This is a genomic window from Pseudomonas orientalis, from assembly GCF_001439815.1.
Taxonomy (GTDB): Bacteria; Pseudomonadota; Gammaproteobacteria; order Pseudomonadales; family Pseudomonadaceae; genus Aquipseudomonas; species Aquipseudomonas orientalis.
This window is the reverse complement of sequence record NZ_JYLM01000008.1, coordinates 115,119-135,496: the sequence shown is the minus strand read 5'-3', so window position 1 is coordinate 135,496 and position 20,378 is coordinate 115,119. Positions and strand designations below refer to the sequence as shown.

Genomic DNA, 20,378 nt, shown 5'->3' with positions numbered 1-20,378 from the left:
GGGCATCTCCAAAGATGCCCGAAGCCTAGATGCAACGGGGTTCAGCAACAATCCTTACCAGCCTGTTTTGTAAAGATTAACGGTAACGCGGGGGTCATTTGCACCGTATGGACCGGACATTTTCCCGGCCGCGACTGGCCGCCAAGTCCTTCAACCAAATCACCTTGGCCGAACGAGACGGCTCGTGGACCGGCGGGGAAGCCGGCCCGTGAGCGGCGCGTTGGTGGTGCAATTCCAGATAGCGCCTGATCAGTTCAAGCTCTGCCTGGCTCAAGCCTCGCAACTCCAGTTCCAGAGGCCGTTCATCACGCAATCGGCCTGCGGTTCTTGCGGCATCCAGTGCCCGACCCAAACGGTCGATCAGTCCTTCGTATAACTGCGGTTTCGTCAAAGTTCGCTGCGATTCAGCCATCCCCTCACCTCATTGAAGAAATACTTGCTCCCCAATAAACAGCGTAGCCCCCGTGGCCGCGCCTGCCCGGTGCCGCGACAGACGGCCTGGCCTGCGCAATCAGGGTTTCCCTCGATAGAGTGGGGTCATGTATGCTACGGCGCTTCCTGTAACTCCACTTCCCGCAGGGTTTGGGCATGGACGCGCCGCTTTCCGGTGTCGCTCAACCTGAACGTTGCACCGAAGAGGATTAGGCCACCCCCTATTCAGTTCAAAAGTAGCCATGCACGAACACTACCAGCCCCGTGAAATAGAAAATGCCGCACAAACCTTCTGGGACGAGCAAAAGTCCTTTGAAGTCAGCGAACAGCCAGGCAAGGAGACGTTCTATTGCCTGTCGATGTTCCCTTACCCCAGCGGCAAGCTACACATGGGGCACGTGCGTAACTACACCATCGGCGACGTGATTTCCCGCTACCAGCGCATGCTCGGCAAGAATGTTCTGCAACCCATGGGTTGGGACGCCTTCGGCATGCCGGCGGAAAACGCCGCGATGAAAAACAACGTGGCGCCCGCCAAGTGGACCTACGAAAACATCGCCTACATGAAAACCCAGCTGCGCAGCCTGGGCCTGGCGGTGGACTGGTCCCGCGAAGTGACCACCTGCAAGCCGGACTACTATCGCTGGGAACAATGGCTGTTCACTCGCCTGTTCGAAAAAGGCGTGATCTACAAAAAGAGCGGCACCGTGAACTGGGACCCGGTCGACCAGACCGTACTGGCCAACGAACAGGTGATCGACGGTCGCGGCTGGCGCTCCGGCGCGCTGATCGAAAAACGCGAAATCCCGATGTACTACTTCAAGATCACCGCCTATGCGGATGAACTCTTGTCGAGCCTCGACGATTTGCCGGGCTGGCCTGAACAGGTCAAGACCATGCAGCGCAACTGGATCGGCAAATCCAAGGGCATGGAAGTGCAGTTCCCGTACAACGTCGACTCGATCGGCGAAGCGGGCGCACTCAAAGTCTTCACGACCCGTCCGGACACCCTGATGGGCGCGACCTATGTCGCGGTGGCCGCCGAACATCCGCTGGCCACCCAGGCCGCACAGAACAACCCTGAGCTGCAGGCGTTCATCGCTGAGTGCAAGGGCGGCAGCGTGGCCGAAGCCGACGTCGCCACCCAGGAGAAAAAAGGCCTGCCGACCGGGCTGTTCGTCGAGCACCCGTTGACGGGCGAGAAATTGCCGGTCTGGGTCGCCAACTATGTGCTGATGCATTACGGCGATGGCGCTGTAATGGCAGTACCGGCTCACGACGAGCGCGACTTCGAATTCGCCACCAAGTACGACCTGCCGATCAAGTCGGTGGTGCGCACCAGCGCGGGCGACACCAGCCCGGCCCCGTGGCAGGACGCCTATGGCGAGCACGGCGAGCTGATCAACTCCGGCGAGTTCGACGGCCTGGATTTCCAGGGTGCTTTCGACGCCATCGAAGTTGCCCTGATCAAGAAAAACCTCGGCGCCTCGCGCACCCAGTTCCGCCTGCGCGACTGGGGCATCAGCCGCCAACGCTACTGGGGCTGCCCGATCCCGATCATCCACTGCGAAAGCTGTGGCGACGTACCAGTACCGGAAGAGCAACTGCCGGTCGTCCTGCCCGAAGACGTGGTACCGGACGGCGCCGGTTCGCCACTGGCGCGCATGCCCGAGTTCTACGAGTGCAGCTGCCCGAAATGCGGCCAGCCTGCCAAGCGTGAAACCGACACCATGGACACCTTCGTCGAGTCCTCGTGGTACTACGCCCGCTACGCCTCGCCGCACTATGAAGGTGGCCTGGTGGAAAAATCCGCAGCCGACCACTGGTTGCCGGTGGATCAGTACATCGGCGGTATCGAGCACGCCATCCTGCACCTGCTGTACGCACGCTTCTTCCACAAGCTGATGCGTGACGAAGGCCTGGTCAGCTCCGACGAGCCGTTCAAGAACCTGCTGACCCAGGGCATGGTGATTGCCGACACTTATTATCGTCGCGAAGCCAATGGCGCCTACACCTGGTTCAACCCGGCGGACGTCGAACTCGAGCGTGACAGCAAAGCCAAGGTCATCAGCGCCAAGCTCAAATCCGACGGCCTGCCGGTGGAAATCGGCGGCACCGAGAAGATGGCCAAGTCGAAGAACAACGGCGTCGACCCGCAATCGATGATCGATCAGTTCGGCGCCGACACTTGCCGCCTGTTCATGATGTTCGCCTCGCCGCCCGACATGAGCGCCGAATGGTCCGACTCCGGCGTCGAAGGCTCGCACCGCTTCCTCAAGCGCGTCTGGCGCCTGGCCCAGGCCCACGTCAGCCAGGGCTTGCCGGGCAAGCTGGACGTCGCGGCCTTGAATGATGAGCAGAAAGCCATTCGTCGCAGCACCCATCTGGCTATCCGCCAGGCCAGCCAGGACGTAGGGCAGAACCACAAGTTCAACACCGCCATCGCCCAGGTGATGACGCTGATGAACGTGCTGGAAAAAGCCCCGCAGGCCACGGCACAGGATCGCGCATTGATCCAGGAAGGCCTGGAAACGGTCACGCTGCTGCTGGCGCCGATCACGCCGCACATCAGCCATGAACTGTGGAACTGCCTGGGCCACAGCGGCGCCGTCATCGACGCCCGCTGGCCGGTGCAGGATGACAGCGCACTGGTACAGGACACGCTGCAGCTGGTGATCCAGGTCAATGGCAAACTGCGCGGCCAGATCGACATGCCGGCCAGCGCCAGTCGTGAAGACGTCGAGGCGGCTGCACGCTGCAACGAAAACGTGCTGCGCTTTACCGAAGGCCTGACGATCCGCAAAGTGATCGTAGTGCCTGGAAAACTGGTCAATATCGTCGCCAGCTAAATCGGATCGGGCGCAAGGCTCAAGCCCTGCGCCGAACTAAACCTTCAGGGCCTCGATAAGGCCCGCCTGGTTTCAAGGGGAGCAACAACATGATCAAACGCAATCTGCTGGTAATGGGCCTGGCCGTTCTGTTGAGCGCTTGCGGCTTCCAGCTGCGCGGCACCGGCACCAATGAATTGTCGCTCAAGGAACTCGACGTCAGCGCACGTAACGCCTACGGCGAAACCGTGACGCAACTGCGCCAGAGCCTGGAAAACAGCGGCGTGCACGTCTATAGCGGCGCCACCTACAAGCTGAACCTGGTCGATGAGCGCGAAACCCAGCGCAACATCAGCTACGCCAGTGCCGGTCGCGCTTCCGACATCGAGTTGGCCACCACCGTCAGCTTCGAAATACAGGGCCGCGATAACTTGCCGCTGATGGGCGACAAGATCCAGGTGCAGAAAGTCGTGAGCCACGACGGCAACAACCTGGTGGGCTCGGACTCCGAGATCCTTCAGGCGCGCAAGGAAATGCGTCGTGATCTGATCCAGCGCATGATGACTCGCCTGCAACTGCTGACCCCGGAAAAACTCGCGGAACTGCAGCAGATCGCCGACAACAAGGCCAAGGCTGACGCCGATGCCCTGAAGGCTGCGCAAGAGTATGAAGACAACACGCCGAAACAGTCGCCTGTTGAAGTACCTGTCGAGTAAGCTAAACGGGGCGCTTCTGGCGCCCCGTTCGCCCTGCCTATGAAACTTGCCCCCGCCCAACTCGCCAAACACCTGCAAGGTGGCCTCGCGCCTGTCTATATTGTCAGCGGCGATGACCCGTTACTGTGCCAGGAAGCGGCCGATGCCATTCGCTCGGCGGCGCGCCAGCAAGGTTTCGATGAACGCCAGGTGTTCAGTGCCGACGCCAGTTTCGACTGGGGAACGTTGCTGCAAGCCGGCGCGAGCATGTCGCTGTTCGCCGAAAAACGCCTGCTGGAACTGCGCCTGCCCTCGGGCAAACCGGGCGATAAAGGCGCGGCAGCGTTGATGGAATACTGCTCGCGCCCTGCTGAGGATACGGTGTTGCTGATCAGCCTGCCCAAGCTCGATGGCAGCGCGCAGAAGACCAAATGGGGCAAGGCGCTGGTGGAAGGCCCGCAGACCCAGTTCATTCAGATCTGGCCAGTGGACAGCAGCCAGCTGCCGCAATGGATTCGCCAGCGCCTGTCGCAGTCAGGGCTGTCGGCCACGCAAGAGGCCGTCGAGCTGATCGCCGCAAGGGTCGAAGGCAACCTGCTGGCTGCCGCCCAGGAGATCGAAAAGCTCAAGTTGATGGCCGAAGAGGGGCAGATCACCGTCGAAACCGTGCAGGGCGCGGTGGCTGACAGTGCGCGGTTCGACGTATTCGGGCTGGTGGATGCGATCCTCAATGGCGAACCCGCCCACGCCTTGCGTATGCTCGAAGGGCTGCGTGGCGAGGGTGTGGAACCGCCGGTGATTCTCTGGGCCCTGGCCCGGGAGCTGCGGGTACTGGCTAATATTGCGTTGCAGTACGGCCAGGGCACGCCGCTGGACAAATGCTTCAGCCAGGCCCGGCCGCCGGTGTGGGACAAGCGCAAGCCCCTGATGAGCAAGGCCCTGCAACGGCACTCGGCGCAACGCTGGGCGCAACTGTTGCTGGAAGCGCAGCGCATCGATGCGCAGATCAAGGGCCAGGCGGCCGGTTCGCCGTGGATGAGCCTGAGCCGCTTGTCGTTGCTGATGGCCGGCCAGCGCCTGGCGTTGCCTGCCGAGTAACGCGTCTATCAGCAACACTGCAGGTCCAATGTGGGAGGGGGCTTGCCCCCGATGGCAGTGTGTCAGGATCATATATTCCACTGATACACCGCTATCGGGGGCAAGCCCCCTCCCACATTTTGACCGTGTAACTTCCTGCAGATTGCCGGGCTTTACAGCGGCCCAACTTCGGCAGATGATTTGCACCGCTCCATTCCACACCCAAGCGAGAGAATCCATCATGAGCAAAAAGCCATCCAAGCATGGCCCGAACAAGGCCAAATCCATCATCGCCCAGCCACTGTTCCGCAGCCGTCAGGAACGCGCCGGCAAGGGCAAAGGCAGCTACCGCCGCGAAGCCTTCCAGTCTAACAGCTGGGAGGCTTCTTACTTTCTGGCGGCCTGAAGGCAAGCGCCCCTCTGGCATGATAAGGTCTGCACTTGATTTGTAACCCCCTGGACCTGTGCATGCCCTCTAGTCTTTCCCGTCGCTGGCACCTTCGCCAGTTGATTGCCGCCTCCAGCCTCATTCTGCTTGTCGCCTGCGCGGAAAAACCCACCGCCGCGGACGCTCAACCCCTGCCCACGGTCAAGACCGTACCGGCCGTCGCGCCGGCCGTTGTGGCACCTTTGGCGGTGGATAACCTGGACATCCAACCGACCCAGACCTTCGCCGAATGGCAGGCTGGTTTTCGTGCGCAAGCCCTGCAAGCCGGGATCACGGCTGAAGTCTTCGATAACGCCTTCGCCGGCGTCAGCCCGGACATGGCCGTGATTCGCGCCGACCGCAGCCAACCGGAGTTTTCCCGTCCGGTGTGGGAATACATCGATGGCGCGCTGTCGCCGCTGCGCGTGCGCAACGGCCAGGCCTTGCTGGTCAAGTACGCCGAGATCCTGCAGCGCATCGAAGAGCGTTATGGCGTTGATCGCCAGGCGCTGGTTTCGGTGTGGGGCATGGAAAGCAACTTCGGCCAGTTCCAGGGCAATAATTCGGTGATCCGCTCCCTCGCGACCCTGGCCTACGAAGGCCGACGCCCGGCGTTTGCACAGGCGCAACTGCTGGCGGCGCTGCAGATCATCCAGCATGGCGATATCCCGGCCGACCAGATGAAAGGCTCCTGGGCCGGCGCGATGGGCCAGACCCAGTTCATCCCCACCACCTACAACACCCACGCCGTGGACTTTGACGGTGACGGGCGCCGCGATATCTGGAACAGCCCGGGTGACGCCCTCGCCTCCACCGCCCATTACCTGCAAAGCTCCGGTTGGCAGAAAGGCCAGCCGTGGGGCGTTGAGGTGCAGCCACTGCCCTCGGGCTTTGACTATTCCCTGGCCGATGGTGGCGTCCGCAAGACCGTGGCCGAATGGCTGAAACTGGGCATCCAATTGCCGCCCGGCACGAGCCTGCCGGCCAACGTCGAGCAACTGTCCGCCGCCCTGCTGCTGCCGGCCGGCTACCGCGGCCCGGCGTTCCTGGTACTGGACAACTTCCGCGCGATCCTCAAGTACAACAACTCGTCGTCCTATGCGCTGGCCGTGGGCCTGCTGTCGGAGCGCTTTGGTGGCGGTGGGGTGATTCGCGGGAGCTGGCCAAAGGATGAGCTGCCGCTGAGCCGCTCGCAGCGTATCGACCTGCAGACGGCGCTCAGCGCCAAAGGGTATGACGCGGGCAATGCCGACGGGATCATCGGCGCCAACACGCGCAAGGCGATTCGGGCGGCGCAGCAAGCGTTGGGCTGGCCGGCGGATGGGTATCCGACGGTGAAGTTGCTGGAGGCGCTGCAAAGCCGATAGATTGGCTTAGGGCAACTACCGCCATCGGGGGCAAGCCCCCTCCCACATTTGACTGCATTCCAAAGGGTACAGGGTCCAATTGTGGGAGGGGGCTTGCCCCCGATGGCGGTTAGCAGCAGCCAGTGCATTCAGCGGCTGAACACCACATCCTGCTCCAGCACCACCCGCTGTTCCCCCGCATCCAACCGCACCCGCGCACCCATCGGCAGCGTCAGGTTCGGATCGCAATGCCCACTGCGCCAGCCAGCCAGCACCGGAATGCACAGCGGTTCGAAGGTCTGTTTCAACAGTCTTTCAAGCGCTACCTGATCCACACCGGCCACATCCCCCACCAACACCCCCGCGAGCTGAGCCAGCTTGCCCGCCAAACGCAGGTGCGTCAGCAGGCGGTCGATGCGGTAAATCGGCTCATTGACGTCCTCGATAAACAGAATGATACCTTCAGCGTCAATTTCGTAAGCGGTGCCCATCACCGCCGCAATCATCGATAGGTTACCGCCCAGCAAGCGCCCGCAGGCGATGCCTGGCTCGATCGTGGTCAACGGATAAGCCACCGGGTGCGCCAGCACACTGCCGGCGCCCAGCTGACCACGCAACAGGCTGAACAGTGAGGATTCGGTCGGCTGTTGCTTGTCGCCCAGCAGGTCTGCATTGAGCATCGGCCCGTGAAATGTCACAAAGCCGGCGTAACGGTTGATGGCCAAGTGCAAGGCGGTGATGTCGCTATAACCCACCAAGGGCTTGGGGTTGGCGCGCAGCAGGCCGAAGTCCAGTGCGTCGAGCAGCCGTGGCGTGCCGTAGCCGCCGCGCAGGCAGAAGATGGCATCGATTTCGGGGTCGGCAAAGGCGGCGTGAAGGTCGCGCAGGCGCACTTCATCGCTACCGGCGAGGTAGCCGTCGCGCTCGTAGACGCCTGGGAAGATTCGCAGTTCGTAGCCACGGGTGCGCATCCATTGCCCGGCTTTTTCGACGTCCAGCGCGGCTGGGCCGGCGGGGGCGATCAGGCCGATGGTGCCTTCGAGGCGCAGTGCAGGTACGGCGGCGGTCATGCACAATTCTCCCTGATATGACGCATAACGAAATGTGGGAGGGGGCTTGCCCCCGATAGCAGAGTGTCAGTCTTCACATTTGAGACTGTTACACCGCAATCGGGGGCAAGCCCCCTCCCACATTGGATCTGCGGTGTTGCACAGACCTGTGTTACGAAACCAGACTCGCCTTGACCAGCTTGGCCTGTTCATCGGCGTGGTACGAAGACCGTACCAGCGGGCCCGAGGCGACGTTCTTGAAGCCCATCTTGTAGCCTTCCTCGGCGAACCAGGCGAAGATATCCGGGTGCACGAAACGCTGCACCGGCAGGTGGCTGCGGGACGGTTGCAGGTATTGGCCCAAGGTCAGCATGTCGATGTCGTGCTCGCGCATGCGCTTCATGACTTCGATGACTTCTTCGTCGGTTTCGCCCAGTCCCAGCATCAGGCCGGACTTGGTCGGAATGTGCGGCATCATCTGCTTGAATTTCTGCAGCAGGGTCAGCGACCACTGGTAATCCGAACCCGGGCGCGCGGCCTTGTACAGGCGCGGCACGGTTTCCAGGTTGTGGTTGAACACATCCGGCGGCTCGGCGGCGGTGATTTGCAGCGCCACGTCCATGCGCCCGCGGTAGTCGGGCACCAGGGTTTCGAGCATCACGTTGGGCGACAGCTTGCGGATTTCGCGGATGCAGTCGGCAAAGTGCTGGGCGCCGCCGTCACGCAAGTCGTCACGGTCGACCGAGGTGATCACCACGTATTTGAGTTTCAGGTCGGCGATGGCGATGGCCAGGCTTTGCGGCTCGTTGACGTCCAGCGGCTTCGGCCGGCCGTGGCCCACGTCGCAGAACGGGCAACGACGGGTGCAGATGTCACCCATGATCATGAAGGTGGCGGTACCGCCGGAGAAGCATTCGCCCAGGTTCGGGCAGGACGCTTCTTCGCACACGCTGTGCAGCTTGTGCTTGCGCAGCAGGGCCTTGATACGGTCGACTTCCGGCGAGACCGGGATACGCACGCGAATCCAGTCAGGCTTTTTCGGCAGTTCGGTGGTCGGAATGATCTTCACCGGGATGCGTGCAACCTTCTCGGCGCCGCGCAGCTTGACGCCGGCTTCCACCTTGGCACGCGGGGCCGGGGCTGGACGCTCGGTGATGTCCAGCGTCGGGATCATGGTTTGCACAACATCAGTAGTCATATCAATCGATTCCGCCCGTCAGGGTCGTCTGCTCAGCATAGTCGAGGTGTTTGACGAGCTGCGCGCGCAGCCGGGCACTTACCTCGGCAAATTCTATGGGTGTGACATGGTCGCTCAACTGGGTCATCGCCAGCCCCGCATAACCGCACGGGTTGATCCGCCGGAACGGCGCCAGGTCCATGTCCACGTTCAGGGCCAGGCCATGAAAGGAACAACCGTGGCGAATGCGCAAGCCGAGAGACGCGATTTTCGCACCATCCACATACACACCGGGTGCATCGGGCTTGGCCGCAGCGGTCACGCCGTAACTGGCCAACAGCTCGATCAGGCAAGCCTCCATGCGGCTGACCAGATCACGCACGCCAAACCCCAGCTTGCGCACATCCAGCAACAGATAGGCAACCAGTTGGCCAGGCCCATGGTAAGTCACTTGACCCCCTCGGTCGACCTGCACCACCGGAATATCACCCGGCAGCAGCAGATGCTCAGCCTTGCCGGCCTGGCCCTGGGTGAACACCGGCGGGTGCTCGACCAGCCAGATTTCATCCGCTGCCGCGCTGCCGCGCTCATTGGTGAAGCGCTGCATGGCGTGCCAGACGGGCTCGTAGTCCATCCGGCCGAGCTCGCGAAAGCCCAGGACATGCGACATCACAGCACCATGTGCACGAAGCCGGTGGCCCGCAGTTCGCTGTTGATGTCGTAGAGCTGGTCTTGCCCGATTGCAACGATGTGCAATTGGATCGTGGTGTATTTGCCTGTGGAACTGGATCGCTCGTCCACACGCTGATCATTGATCGTCGCGTGCTTACGCACAATCTCGAGGATCAAATCTTTGCGGCCTACGCCGGTATCGCTGATGATCTTGATCGGATAGTCCACCACCGGGAATTCGATCTTTGGCGCCTTTACTTCGGTATCGGTCATGGCGTAACGGCCTCGTAAGCGTAAGCCTTGGCGACAACAAAGCCCCGCGTCGGATCAACGCGGGGCTTTGCAGGTGCACACTATCAGTTGAACAAGCCGTAGAAGAATAGACGGATGCTATCCCACACGCGGCGGAAGATACCACCTTCGTCGACGGCGTCCAGTGCGATCAGGTCGGCGCTGTGCACGACCTTGTCGTCCAGCTTCACTTCAACCTTGCCGATCACATCACCCTTGGCGATTGGCGCAACCAGTTGCGGGTTCAGGGTCATGCTGGCGGCGAGCTTTTTCAGCTGGCCTTTGGGCATGGTCAGGGTCAGGTCATCAGCCAGGCCAGCCTTGACCTGGGAGGTCGCGCCCTTCCAGACCGGTGCAGTCGCAAGCTCGGTACCCTTCTGATAGAAGGTCTGGGTTTCGAAGAAGCGGAAGCCGTAGGTCAGCAGTTTTTGCGTCTCGGCCGCACGGGCCTGCTCGCTGTTGGTGCCAAATACCACGGCGATCAGGCGCTGGCCATCACGCACGGCGGACGACACCATGCAGTAGCCGGCTTCGTCGGTGTGGCCGGTTTTCAGGCCGTCGACGGTCTTGTCGCGCCACAGCAACAGGTTGCGGTTAGGCTGCTTGATGTTGTTCCAGAAGAATTCCTTCTGGGAGTAGATGGCGTAGTGCACCGGGTCGACACGGATGATGGCGCGGGCCAGGATCGCCATGTCGTGAGCCGACGAATAATGCTCAGGGTTCGGCAGGCCGGTCGGGTTCATGAAGTGGCTGTTGGTCATGCCCAGGTCACTGGCCGTCTTGTTCATCATGTCGGCGAACGCGTCTTCGCTGCCGGCGATGTGCTCGGCCAAGGCTACGCTGGCGTCGTTGCCGGACTGGATGATGATGCCGTGCAGCAGGTCGCTGACCGTGACTTGCGAGCCGACCTTGATGAACATGCGCGAACCGCCGGTACGCCAGGCGTTCTCGCTGACGGTCACCGGATCGTTCTCGCCGATCTGGCCGCGACGGATTTCCAGCGTCGCGATGTAGGCAGTCATCAGCTTGGTCAGGCTGGCAGGCGGCAGGCGCACGTCACCACCGTTTTCGACCAGCACGTTGCCACTGGCGGCATCCATGAGGACCCAGGCCTTGGCGGCCAGTTGCGGGGAAGCCGGCACCATCTCAACCGCCCAGGCAGCCGGGGCGATGATCAGCGAGATAAGCAGGCACGTACGTTTGGCTAAGGTGGTGATGTTCATCCGTCTCTCGAAATTGCTTATGGAAACTTGCCCTCGCGGGCAAAACTATTCAGACAGGCCGCTTCCAGACTGTCACGTGTTCGGTTGCCCGCTCACCCCTTGCCCCTGGGTTTTTATTGTGCAACGAGCCAACAACCAGGGCTCAGGCACGCGCCTGAACCTTCAATTCTGTATTGCCTTATTCCGCGGTCACTACGCTGGGTTGCCCCAGGTTGGCCAGGCGCACGCTGTTCTGCACCTGCGCGACCTCGCTCGGCGAACCGATCGGCCCCATGCGCACACGGTGCAGGGTTTGCTGGTTACGCACGATGGAGCTGATGAACACCGGCGCACTGACCATGCCGCTCAGCTTGGACCTTAACAGTTCCGCCGCATCCGGGTTGGCGAAAGCGCCCACCTGCAGGTACTGCCCGCCCACCTTGGAAGCACCGGGCGCCGCATGGGGCACGACCACGGTGTCCGGGGCATGCTGCGCCGGCGGTGGCGTCCATTGTTCGATTTTGCCGGTCGAGGCCGTCACTTGCGGTTGCGGGGTTTGCGGCTCGTTGAGCATCAACGGCGCCGGCTTGCCACGCTGGGCCCAGTACTGCGCCGGGTCGATGCCTTCGACTTTCACCCGGGCGGTGCCGACTTCGGCGTAACCGAGTTTCTTCGCAGCGGCATAGGAGAGGTCGATGATCCGGTCCGAATAGAACGGTCCACGGTCGTTGACCCGCAGAATCACGGTGCGGTTGTTGTCCAGGTTGGTCACGCGCACGTAGCTGGGCAGCGGCAGGGTCTTGTGCGCAGCACTCATGCCGTACAGGTCATACACTTCGCCATTGGCGGTGTTCTGGCCGTGGAACTTGGTGCCGTACCAGGACGCCGTGCCCGACTGTACGTAGGTCCTGGATTCCTGCAGCGGGAAGTAATTCTTGCCCAGCACGGTGTAGGGGTTGGCCTTGTAGGGGCCGGTGTGCAGGGTCGGTGTGGCGTCCGGGATCTTCGATACATCCACATCCCACCACGGCGCGCCATCCTTGTGCGCACGATTGATGTCCAGGCCCGGCTGGGCGCGAACCACCGCGCCACCGGCCTTTTTGGCCGGCGCACGGTTCGGCGTCGTGGAGCAACTGGCGACCAGCAGGGACAACGCGGCGAACGCCACCAGCTTGAGCGGTTGTTTGAACGGCGATACCCGCATTACTTGTTGCCCCGTGCTTGAACCAGCTCGTCTGACAGCTGATGCACGGCCATGGCGTACATCACACTGCGGTTATAACGCGTGATTGCGTAGAAATTCTTCAGGCCCATCCAGTATTCCGGGCCCTTTTCACCTTCGAGGCGGAACGCCGTCACCGGCATGTCATCGCGTGGCGCATTCTGACTCGACCAGCCCAGCGCTCGCAACTCCCCGACGGTCTTCACCGGGTCGATCCCCTGGGTCAGGCCTTCGTCGGCACGCTCGCCCGTCACATCGGCGCGCACGACCACCGGTTCTCCGCCGATCCAGCCGTGGCGCTTGAAGTAGCTGGCCACGCTGCCGATGGCATCGTCGGGGTTGCTCCAGATATTGATATGCCCGTCGCCGTCGAAATCCACCGCGTAGGCGCGAAAGCTGCTCGGCATGAACTGCGGCAAACCCATCGCCCCGGCATAGGAGCCCTTGAGGGTCATCGGGTCGACCTGTTCTTCGCGGGCCAGCAGCAGGAATTCGCGCAGCTCCTTGCGGAAGAACTCGGCGCGCGGCGGGTAATCGAAGCCCAGGGTCGACAAGGCATCGATCACCCGGTAACTGCCGGTGTTGCGCCCGTAGAAGGTTTCAATGCCGATGATCGCGACGATCACCTGGGCCGGCACGCCGTATTCCTGCTCGGCGCGGGCCAGTACCGCCTCGTGCTGGCGCCAGAAGTCCACGCCCCGGGCCACACGGGCGTCGGTGAGGAACATCGGGCGATATTCCTTCCACTGCTTGACCCGCTCGGCGGGGCGCGAGATGGCGTCGAGGATCGCCTGCTTTTTGCGGGCCTCGCGAAACACGCCCATCAGCTGTTCACCGGCGAAACCGTAGTCGCGGGTCATCTCACCGACAAATTCGGCGACCTGAGGTGAGCCGTCGTAGTCACCGGCCTGCACCTCCTGCGTGGCGCCCAGCAGCCCGATCAGGCCCATCCAGGACGCATGCCGAGTGGCCCAGCCGCGCATTACTTGCATTGACATCTTCACCTTATTCAAACCTGAGCGATCCATTTGCGATGCGTATGAATCGACATCAAAACCCCAAACGCTGACAGCAATGTCACCAGCGAAGTTCCGCCGTAGCTAATGAATGGCAACGGCACCCCAACCACCGGCAGCAGGCCACTGACCATACCGATGTTGACGAAAACATAAACAAAAAAAGTCATGGTCAGACTGCCGGCCAGCAACTTGCCGAACAGTGTCTGCGCCTGGGCAGTAATCACCAGCCCGCGCCCGATCAGCAGCAAATAGATCAGCAGCAGCGCGCAAATGCCTACCAGGCCGAACTCTTCGCCCATCACTGCGATAATGAAGTCGGTGTGGCTTTCGGGCAGAAAGTCCAGGTGCGATTGGGTCCCCAGCAGCCAGCCCTTGCCGAACACGCCGCCGGAGCCGATCGCCGCCTTCGACTGGATGATGTTCCAGCCGGTGCCCAGCGGATCGCTCTCCGGGTCGAGGAAAGTCAGGATCCGCTGCTTCTGGTAGTCGTGCATAAAGAAGAACCACATGGCCACCGCCACCGGCACGGCGGCGGCCAGCACACTGAGAATCCAGCGCCAGCGCAAGCCGCCCATGAACAGCACGAACGCGCCCCCCGCCAGGATCAGCAACGAGGTACCGAGGTCGGGCTGGCGCACGATCAGGATGAACGGCACGCCGATCAGAATCAGGCTGATCCCCACATGCTTGAGCTGTGGCGGCAAGGTGCGCTTGGACAGGTACCAGGCGATGGTGGCCGGCATCAGGATTTTCATGAATTCCGACGGCTGGAAGCGAATCACCCCCGGAATGTTGATCCAGCGGGTCGCGCCCATGGCGTTGTGGCCCATCACGTCCACCACCACCAGCAGCAGAACCCCGGCGACATAACCGAGCGGCACCCAGCGCGCCATGAAACGCGGCTCGAGCTGGGCGATCACCACCATCGACAACAGCCCCAGGCCGAATGACGACGCTTGCTTGATCAGCAGGTCCCAGTTCTTGCCGCTGGCCGAATACAGCACGAACAGGCTGCCGGCCGCCAATATAAGCAGCAGCACCAGCAGCGGGCCATCAATGTGCATGCGTTGCAACAACGTCGCACGGCGACGCATCACATCTTCACTGGAGAGGATGCGGTCAAAATTACTCTTCACGGGCCGTAACCTCGGGGCTTGAAGGGGGGCCGCCATATTCGGGCTTGAGCTTGCCGTCAGGGCCAAGCAGCCACGCATCCATGATCTGGCGCACCACAGGCGCGGCCACACCGGAGCCGGACTCGCCGTTCTCCACCATCACCGCCACCACGATTTTCGGGTCATCGGCGGGGGCAAAGCCGACAAACAAGGCGTGGTCACGGTGGCGCTCCTGAACCTTGGAGCGGTCATATTTCTCACCCTGCTTGATCGCGACCACCTGGGCGGTACCGCTCTTGCCGGCGATGCGGTATTGCGCGCCGAGCGCCGCCTTGCGTGCGGTGCCGCGAGCGCCGTGCATCACCTGCTGCATGCCGTGATTGACCTTGGCCCAGTCGGAAGGGTCGCGCAGCACGATGTCGGGGATCGGGTTCTCATCTACCGGTTTCTCGCCCTCGATGGTGCGGGCCAGGTGCGGACGGTTCCACACGCCCTTGTTGGCTACCAGCGCAGTCGCCTGGGCCAGTTGCAGCGGGGTGGCCTGCATATAGCCCTGGCCGATGCCGAGGATCAGGGTTTCGCCAGGGAACCATGCCTGGCGGCGCGTCGCCCGCTTCCATTCCCGTGACGGCATCAGGCCCGGAGACTCTTCGAACATATCCAGGGAGACCTTCTGACCCAGACCGAACTTGCCCATGTAGGCCGACAGGCGATCGATCCCCAGCTTGTGGGCCAAGTCATAAAAATAGGTGTCGTTGGAGCGCATGATGGCGGTATCCAGGTCGACATAGCCGTCACCGGAGCGGTTCCAGTTACGGTATTTGTGATCGTAGTTGGGCAGCATGTAGTAGCCGGGGTCATAGACCCGGCTCGACGCGGTGACCACGCCCGAATCCAGGCCGGCAATCGCCACCGCCGGCTTGATGGTCGATCCCGGCGGATACAGGCCGCGCAACACGCGGTTGAACAGCGGCCGGTCGATCGAATCGCGCAACTCGGCGTAGGCCTTGAAGCTGATGCCGGTCACGAACAGGTTGGGGTCGAAACTTGGCTGGCTGACCATGGCCAGGACTTCGCCGGTCTTCGGGTCCAGCGCCACCACCGCACCGCGGCGACCGCCCAGCGCCATTTCGGCGGCTTCCTGCAACTTGATGTCCAGGCTCAGCACGATGTCCTTGCCCGGCAATGGATCGGTGCGCTTGAGCACGCGCAGCACGCGGCCGCGGGCGTTGGTCTCGACCTCTTCGTAACCCACCTGGCCGTGCAGTTCGGGCTCGTAGAAACGCTCGATGCCGGTTTTGCCGATGTGATGGGTGCCGCTGTAATTGACCGGATCGAGGCTTTTGAGCTCTTTCTCGTTGATGCGCCCCATGTAGCCGACCGAGTGGGCAAAGTGCGGCCCCTGCGGGTAATGCCGCACCAACTGCGCCACCACCTCCACGCCCGGCAGGCGGAACTGGTTCACCGCGATCCGCGCGATCTGCTCTTCGTTGAGCTCGAACAGGATCGGCACCGGCTCGAAAGGCCGGCGCCCCTGCCTCATGCGCTTCTCGAAAATCACCCGGTCTTCCGGTGTCAGTTGCAGCACCTCGACAATCACGTCGAGCACCTGCTGCCAGTCGCCGGAACGCTCGCGGGTCATGCTCAGGCTGAAGCTGGGCCGGTTATCCGCCACCACCACGCCATTGCGGTCGAAAATCAGCCCACGGGTCGGCGGGATCGGCTGCACATGCACCCGATTGTTTTCCGACAAGGTGGAGTGATACTCGTACTGGATCACCTGCAGGTAATACAGACGGGCGATCAGCACCCCAATCAATGCCACCACCATGACCGCGCCAAACACCACGCGCGCGCGTACAAGACGTGCGTCTTTCTCGTGGTCCTTGATGCGGATCGGCTGGGTCATCGGGGGCAGCGCAGACTATTTGTGATAAGGGTGCCCGGACAGAACTGTCCAGGCGCGATACAGCTGTTCACCGATCAGAATCCTTACCAACGGGTGCGGCAGTGTCAACGCAGACAACGACCAGCGCTGGTCAGCCCGCGCACAGACTTCCGGCGCCAGCCCCTCGGGGCCGCCGACCATGAAGTTGACGGTGCGCGAATCCAGGCGCCAGCGGTCCAGTTCCACCGCCAACTGCTCGGTGCTCCAGGGCTTGCCGTGCACTTCAAGGGTGACGATGCGCTCGTTGGGGCCGACCTTGGCCAACATGGCTTCGCCTTCCTGACGGATAAAGCGCGCCACGTCGGCGTTCTTGCCCCGAGTGTTGAGCGGTATTTCCACCAGCTCAAGCGACAGCTCGGCAGGCAGACGCTTGGCGTACTCGTGCCAGCCCTCTTCCACCCACTTGGGCATGCGTGAACCGACAGCGATCAGACGCAGGCGCACAGCCGTTCCTTATTCCTGATCTTTGTTGAGCTTGTCGAAGTGCGCGTGGCCCACTTCCGGGCTGTGGTGCTTGCCATCGGCGGCACGACTCTGCTCGGCGCCTTTCCACAGACGTTCCAGGTCATAGAACTGGCGGGCGTTGGAGGTCATCATGTGCACGATCACGTCGTCCATGTCCAGCAGCACCCAGTCGCTGTCGCCCTTGCCTTCTTCACCCAGCGGCTTGACGCCCTGGGCCTTGACGGCTTCGCGCACCTTGTCGAGCATCGCGCCGATCTGGCGGTTGGAGGTACCGGTGGCGATGATCATGAAGTCGGTGATGCTTTGCTTGTCGCGCACGTCCAGCACCTGGATGTCCTGGGCCTTCACGTCTTCCAGGGCCGCCACGGCGACTTTCACCAGCTCTTCGCCAGCCAGCTCCGGGCCAACGTGGGCTTCTACCGGCAGCGGCGCGCTTTTGAAGGTGCCTTTGCGCTTAACTTTGCTTACGTCTTTGTTCGTCATATAAAACTCGTTTTGCTCGTATGTTCGGGCGCTCGCTGCACAATTTTTCGTGCGTTCAAGCGCGCCTTTTCAGTTCGACGCACGGTAAAGCCCGTGCGCATCGATGTAGGCCAGGACCGCGTCAGGCACCAGGAAACGTACCGACTTACCGCTGGCCAGCAGTTGACGGATCTGGGTGGCGGACACCGCAAGCGGGGTCTGCCAGACGAATGCAATATTCCCGTTCGGCCCGGTCAGGGCCAAGGGGTCACTTACCGACCGCGCGGCCAGCAGGTTGCGCAAGGCATCCGGCGGTTCGCTGTCGGCATCCGGGCGTTGCAGAACCAGGATGTGGCAATGCTGGAGGAGTTCCTCCCAGCGGTGCCAAGAGGGCAGGCCGCAAAATGCGTCCCAGCCCAAAAGCAGAAACAACTGGTCATCGGCGGCCAACTCGGCGCGCATCAGTTCCAGGGTGTCGACAGTGTAGGACGGTTTGTCGCGCTTGAGCTCGCGATCGTCCACCACCAGCGGCGCTATACCCTCCACCGCCACCCGCACCATTTCCAGGCGCTGCTGCGCGGACACCTGCGGCGTATCGCGATGGGGCGGCCGGAAATTGGGCATCAGGCGCAACTCGTCCAGCGCCAGGGCATCCGCGACTTCCAAGGCGCTGCGCAAATGGCCGATGTGCACGGGGTCGAAAGTACCGCCGAGCAACCCGATGCGTTTAGCCATCAAGTGCGCACGTGACCGTCGCCGAACACCACGTACTTCTCGCTGGTCAGGCCTTCCAGGCCGACCGGGCCGCGCGCGTGGAGCTTGTCGGTGGAAATGCCGATTTCCGCCCCCAGGCCGTACTCGAAACCATCGGCAAAGCGCGTCGAGGCGTTGATCATCACCGAAGCGGAATCCACTTCATTGAGGAAACGCCGGGCATCGCTGAAATGCTCGGAGACGATGGCGTCGGTGTGCTTGGAGCCGTAGGTGTTGATGTGTTCGATGGCCTGGTCCAGGTCGTCGACAAGGCGAATCGACAGGATCGGCGCGGTGTATTCGGTGTACCAGTCCTGCTCGGTCGCCTCGATCACGTCCGCGCCCAGCAGCGCGCGGGTACGCTCACAACCGCGCAGTTCCACACCCTTGTCGCGGTAGATGGCAGCCAGCGGCGGCAGCACGCGCTCGGCAATGCCGACGTGCACCAGCAGGGTTTCCATGGTGTTGCACGGCGCGTAGCGGTGGGTCTTGGCGTTGTCGGCGATGCGGATCGCCTTGTCGATATCGGCGGCGATGTCGATGTACACGTGGCACACGCCGTCCAGGTGCTTGATCACCGGTACCTTGGCATCACGGCTGACGCGCTCGATCAGGCTCTTGCCACCGCGCGGTACGATCACGTCGACGAATTCCGGCATGGTGATCAACGCACCTACGGCGGCACGGTCGGTGGTTTCCACCACTTGCACCACTTCGGCGGGCAACTCGGCCACGGCCAGGCCCTGCTGAATGCAGGCGGCGATGGCACGGTTTGAATGGATCGCCTCGGAACCGCCGCGCAGGATGGTGGCGTTGCCCGACTTGAGGCACAGGCTCGCCGCATCGATGGTCACGTTCGGGCGCGACTCATAGATGATGCCGATCACGCCCAGGGGCACGCGCATCTTGCCGACCTGGATACCGGACGGCAGGTAACGCATGTCGCGAATTTCACCGATGGGGTCAGGCAGCTTGGCCACCTGACGCAAGCCTTCGATCATGTCGTCGATACGCGCCGGGGTCAGCGCCAGACGGTCCAGCAGGGCCGGCTCCAGGCCATTGGCGCGGCCGTTGGCCAGGTCCAGTTCGTTGGCGGCGGCCAACTCGGAGCGCGAAGCATCCAGAGCATCGGCGGCAGCCAGCAGGGCGCGGTTCTTCTGCGCGGTGCTCGCACGGGCGATCAACCGCGAGGCCTGACGGGCGGCGCGACCCAGGCGGGTCATGTAGTCAAGAACGGACTCAGTCATGGGTCAGGAAGTCTTGGCAAAGAGGAAAGCGGCAGATTATAGCTGTGACGCCGCCTGACTGACAGCGGTGAGGGGCGGATGGTCGAAATGAACTGTAAAAACCCGGGGTTCAGCGGTAATTAAGGTGAGAGTTGTTATGATTCCGTCACATTTAGCCGTAATAACCCTGAACGCTATGTCCAGCATGACACCCGAACTCCCCGCCAGCGCCCTCCCCGACAGCTTCTTCGACCGCGACGCCCAATTGCTCGCGCAAGAATTGCTTGGGAAAATCATTCGTCATCGCGTCGGCGAAATCTGGCTTTCAGCGCGGATTATCGAAACCGAAGCCTATTACGTGGCCGAAAAAGGCAGTCACGCTTCACTCGGCTACACAGAAAAGCGTAAGGCTTTGTTTCTGGATGGCGGGCATATCTACATGTACTACGCCCGCGGCGGTGATTCGCTGAACTTCAGCGCCCATGGCCCGGGCAATGCCGTGCTGATCAAATCGGCCTATCCCTGGGTCGATGAGATATCCGGGCCGGCGAGCCTGGCCCAGATGCTGTTGAACAACCCCAACCCCGACGGCACGCCGCGTCTCTCGCAGAAACTCTGCGCGGGCCAGACGCTGCTGTGCAAGGCGCTGGGCCTGAAGGTGCCGATGTGGGATGCCAAGCGCTTCGATCAGGAGCTGCTGTATGTCGAGGACGTGGGCCAGGTACCCACGCAGATTATTCAGACCACACGGCTGGGCATTCCCAGCGGGCGCGATGAGCATTTGATGTACCGCTTCGTCGATGCTGGCTATGCGCCTTATTGCACGCGGAACCCGCTGCGACGCGGGCAGGTCGAAGGGCGCGATTATTTTTTGATTTGAACAGACTGAACCGGCTGGAATCGATACCTGTCGCACAGAGATTTTAATGTGGGAGGGGGCTTGCCCCCGATGGCGGTGTGACAGTGGATGAA

20 protein-coding genes are annotated in these 20,378 nt (G+C 62.1%); 6 read left to right on the top strand and 14 right to left on the bottom strand.

Annotation, left to right across the window (positions count from 1 at the left end; all coding sequences use genetic code 11):
- Positions 1–94 precede the first annotated feature (94 nt).
- On the bottom strand, positions 95–412 hold the full coding sequence (locus tag TU82_RS29240; RefSeq protein WP_072024055.1) for a hypothetical protein: 318 nt from the start codon (positions 410–412) through the stop codon (positions 95–97).
- Between the two features lie 262 nt (positions 413–674).
- Between TU82_RS29240 and leuS the strand changes: the two genes are divergently transcribed.
- The 5 genes from leuS to TU82_RS19735 all read left to right on the top strand — a co-directional run bounded on the left by leuS (position 675) and on the right by TU82_RS19735 (position 6,826).
- Positions 675–3,281, top strand: coding sequence for a leucine--tRNA ligase (leuS, locus tag TU82_RS19755; protein ID WP_057724907.1), 2,607 nt, complete (start codon positions 675–677; stop codon positions 3,279–3,281).
- 89 nt (positions 3,282–3,370) lie between these two features.
- On the top strand, positions 3,371–3,976 hold the full coding sequence (locus tag TU82_RS19750; protein WP_057724906.1) for an LPS-assembly lipoprotein LptE: 606 nt from the start codon (positions 3,371–3,373) through the stop codon (positions 3,974–3,976).
- Positions 3,977–4,015: 39 nt separating this feature from the next.
- Complete coding sequence (holA, locus tag TU82_RS19745) at positions 4,016–5,053, top strand: DNA polymerase III subunit delta (RefSeq protein WP_057724905.1); 1,038 nt, start codon at positions 4,016–4,018, stop codon at positions 5,051–5,053.
- A gap of 220 nt (positions 5,054–5,273) precedes the next feature.
- Positions 5,274–5,438 (top strand): alternative ribosome rescue factor ArfA, encoded by a 165-nt coding sequence (gene arfA / locus TU82_RS19740; protein WP_003176285.1) that lies wholly within the window; start codon positions 5,274–5,276, stop codon positions 5,436–5,438.
- 62 nt (positions 5,439–5,500) lie between these two features.
- On the top strand, positions 5,501–6,826 hold the full coding sequence (locus tag TU82_RS19735) for a lytic murein transglycosylase (protein WP_057724904.1): 1,326 nt from the start codon (positions 5,501–5,503) through the stop codon (positions 6,824–6,826).
- A 128-nt stretch (positions 6,827–6,954) separates the two neighbouring features.
- On the opposite strand, the gene TU82_RS19730 is transcribed toward TU82_RS19735, so the two are convergent.
- The 13 genes from TU82_RS19730 to TU82_RS19670 form a co-directional block, all read right to left on the bottom strand.
- The gene (locus TU82_RS19730) at positions 6,955–7,875 is read right to left on the bottom strand and encodes a S66 peptidase family protein (RefSeq protein ID WP_057724903.1); all 921 of its coding nucleotides are present in this window, start codon (positions 7,873–7,875) and stop codon (positions 6,955–6,957) included.
- 151 nt (positions 7,876–8,026) lie between these two features.
- Positions 8,027–9,028 carry a lipoyl synthase gene (gene lipA, locus TU82_RS19725; protein ID WP_162276166.1) on the bottom strand — a complete coding sequence of 334 codons (1,002 nt, stop codon included), beginning with the start codon at positions 9,026–9,028 and terminating at the stop codon, positions 8,027–8,029.
- 25 nt (positions 9,029–9,053) lie between these two features.
- Positions 9,054–9,701 (bottom strand): lipoyl(octanoyl) transferase LipB, encoded by a 648-nt coding sequence (lipB, locus tag TU82_RS19720; protein ID WP_057724901.1) that lies wholly within the window; start codon positions 9,699–9,701, stop codon positions 9,054–9,056.
- Positions 9,701–9,976 (bottom strand): DUF493 domain-containing protein, encoded by a 276-nt coding sequence (locus TU82_RS19715; RefSeq protein ID WP_048724650.1) that lies wholly within the window; start codon positions 9,974–9,976, stop codon positions 9,701–9,703. The genes lipB and TU82_RS19715 overlap by 1 nt, the downstream gene beginning before the upstream one ends.
- A gap of 83 nt (positions 9,977–10,059) precedes the next feature.
- A complete protein-coding gene (locus TU82_RS19710) occupies positions 10,060–11,217 on the bottom strand; it encodes a D-alanyl-D-alanine carboxypeptidase family protein (protein ID WP_057724900.1) in 1,158 nt (385 codons plus the stop codon).
- Between the two features lie 178 nt (positions 11,218–11,395).
- Entirely contained in the window at positions 11,396–12,400 is a 1,005-nt protein-coding gene (locus tag TU82_RS19705) for a septal ring lytic transglycosylase RlpA family protein (RefSeq protein ID WP_057724899.1), read from the bottom strand.
- Entirely contained in the window at positions 12,400–13,410 is a 1,011-nt protein-coding gene (gene mltB / locus TU82_RS19700; RefSeq protein ID WP_057724898.1) for a lytic murein transglycosylase B, read from the bottom strand. Before mltB ends, TU82_RS19705 begins: the two co-directional genes overlap by 1 nt.
- Positions 13,411–13,427: 17 nt before the next feature.
- Positions 13,428–14,531, bottom strand: a complete 1,104-nt coding sequence (gene rodA, locus TU82_RS19695; protein ID WP_057724897.1) for a rod shape-determining protein RodA — start codon at positions 14,529–14,531, stop codon at positions 13,428–13,430.
- 31 nt (positions 14,532–14,562) lie between these two features.
- Positions 14,563–16,461 (bottom strand): penicillin-binding protein 2, encoded by a 1,899-nt coding sequence (gene mrdA / locus TU82_RS19690; protein ID WP_057724896.1) that lies wholly within the window; start codon positions 16,459–16,461, stop codon positions 14,563–14,565.
- A gap of 15 nt (positions 16,462–16,476) precedes the next feature.
- Entirely contained in the window at positions 16,477–16,944 is a 468-nt protein-coding gene (gene rlmH / locus TU82_RS19685) for a 23S rRNA (pseudouridine(1915)-N(3))-methyltransferase RlmH (RefSeq protein WP_003176297.1), read from the bottom strand.
- 9 nt (positions 16,945–16,953) lie between these two features.
- Positions 16,954–17,448, bottom strand: a complete 495-nt coding sequence (gene rsfS / locus TU82_RS19680; protein ID WP_003176298.1) for a ribosome silencing factor — start codon at positions 17,446–17,448, stop codon at positions 16,954–16,956.
- A gap of 69 nt (positions 17,449–17,517) precedes the next feature.
- A complete protein-coding gene (nadD, locus tag TU82_RS19675) occupies positions 17,518–18,162 on the bottom strand; it encodes a nicotinate-nucleotide adenylyltransferase (protein WP_057724895.1) in 645 nt (214 codons plus the stop codon).
- On the bottom strand, positions 18,162–19,427 hold the full coding sequence (locus TU82_RS19670) for a glutamate-5-semialdehyde dehydrogenase (protein ID WP_057724894.1): 1,266 nt from the start codon (positions 19,425–19,427) through the stop codon (positions 18,162–18,164). The genes nadD and TU82_RS19670 overlap by 1 nt, the downstream gene beginning before the upstream one ends.
- 175 nt (positions 19,428–19,602) lie before the next feature.
- Here TU82_RS19670 and TU82_RS19665 point away from each other — a divergent pair, with 175 nt between their 5' ends.
- Positions 19,603–20,286 carry a DNA-3-methyladenine glycosylase gene (locus TU82_RS19665; RefSeq protein WP_057724893.1) on the top strand — a complete coding sequence of 228 codons (684 nt, stop codon included), beginning with the start codon at positions 19,603–19,605 and terminating at the stop codon, positions 20,284–20,286.
- Positions 20,287–20,378: the final 92 nt, after the last annotated feature.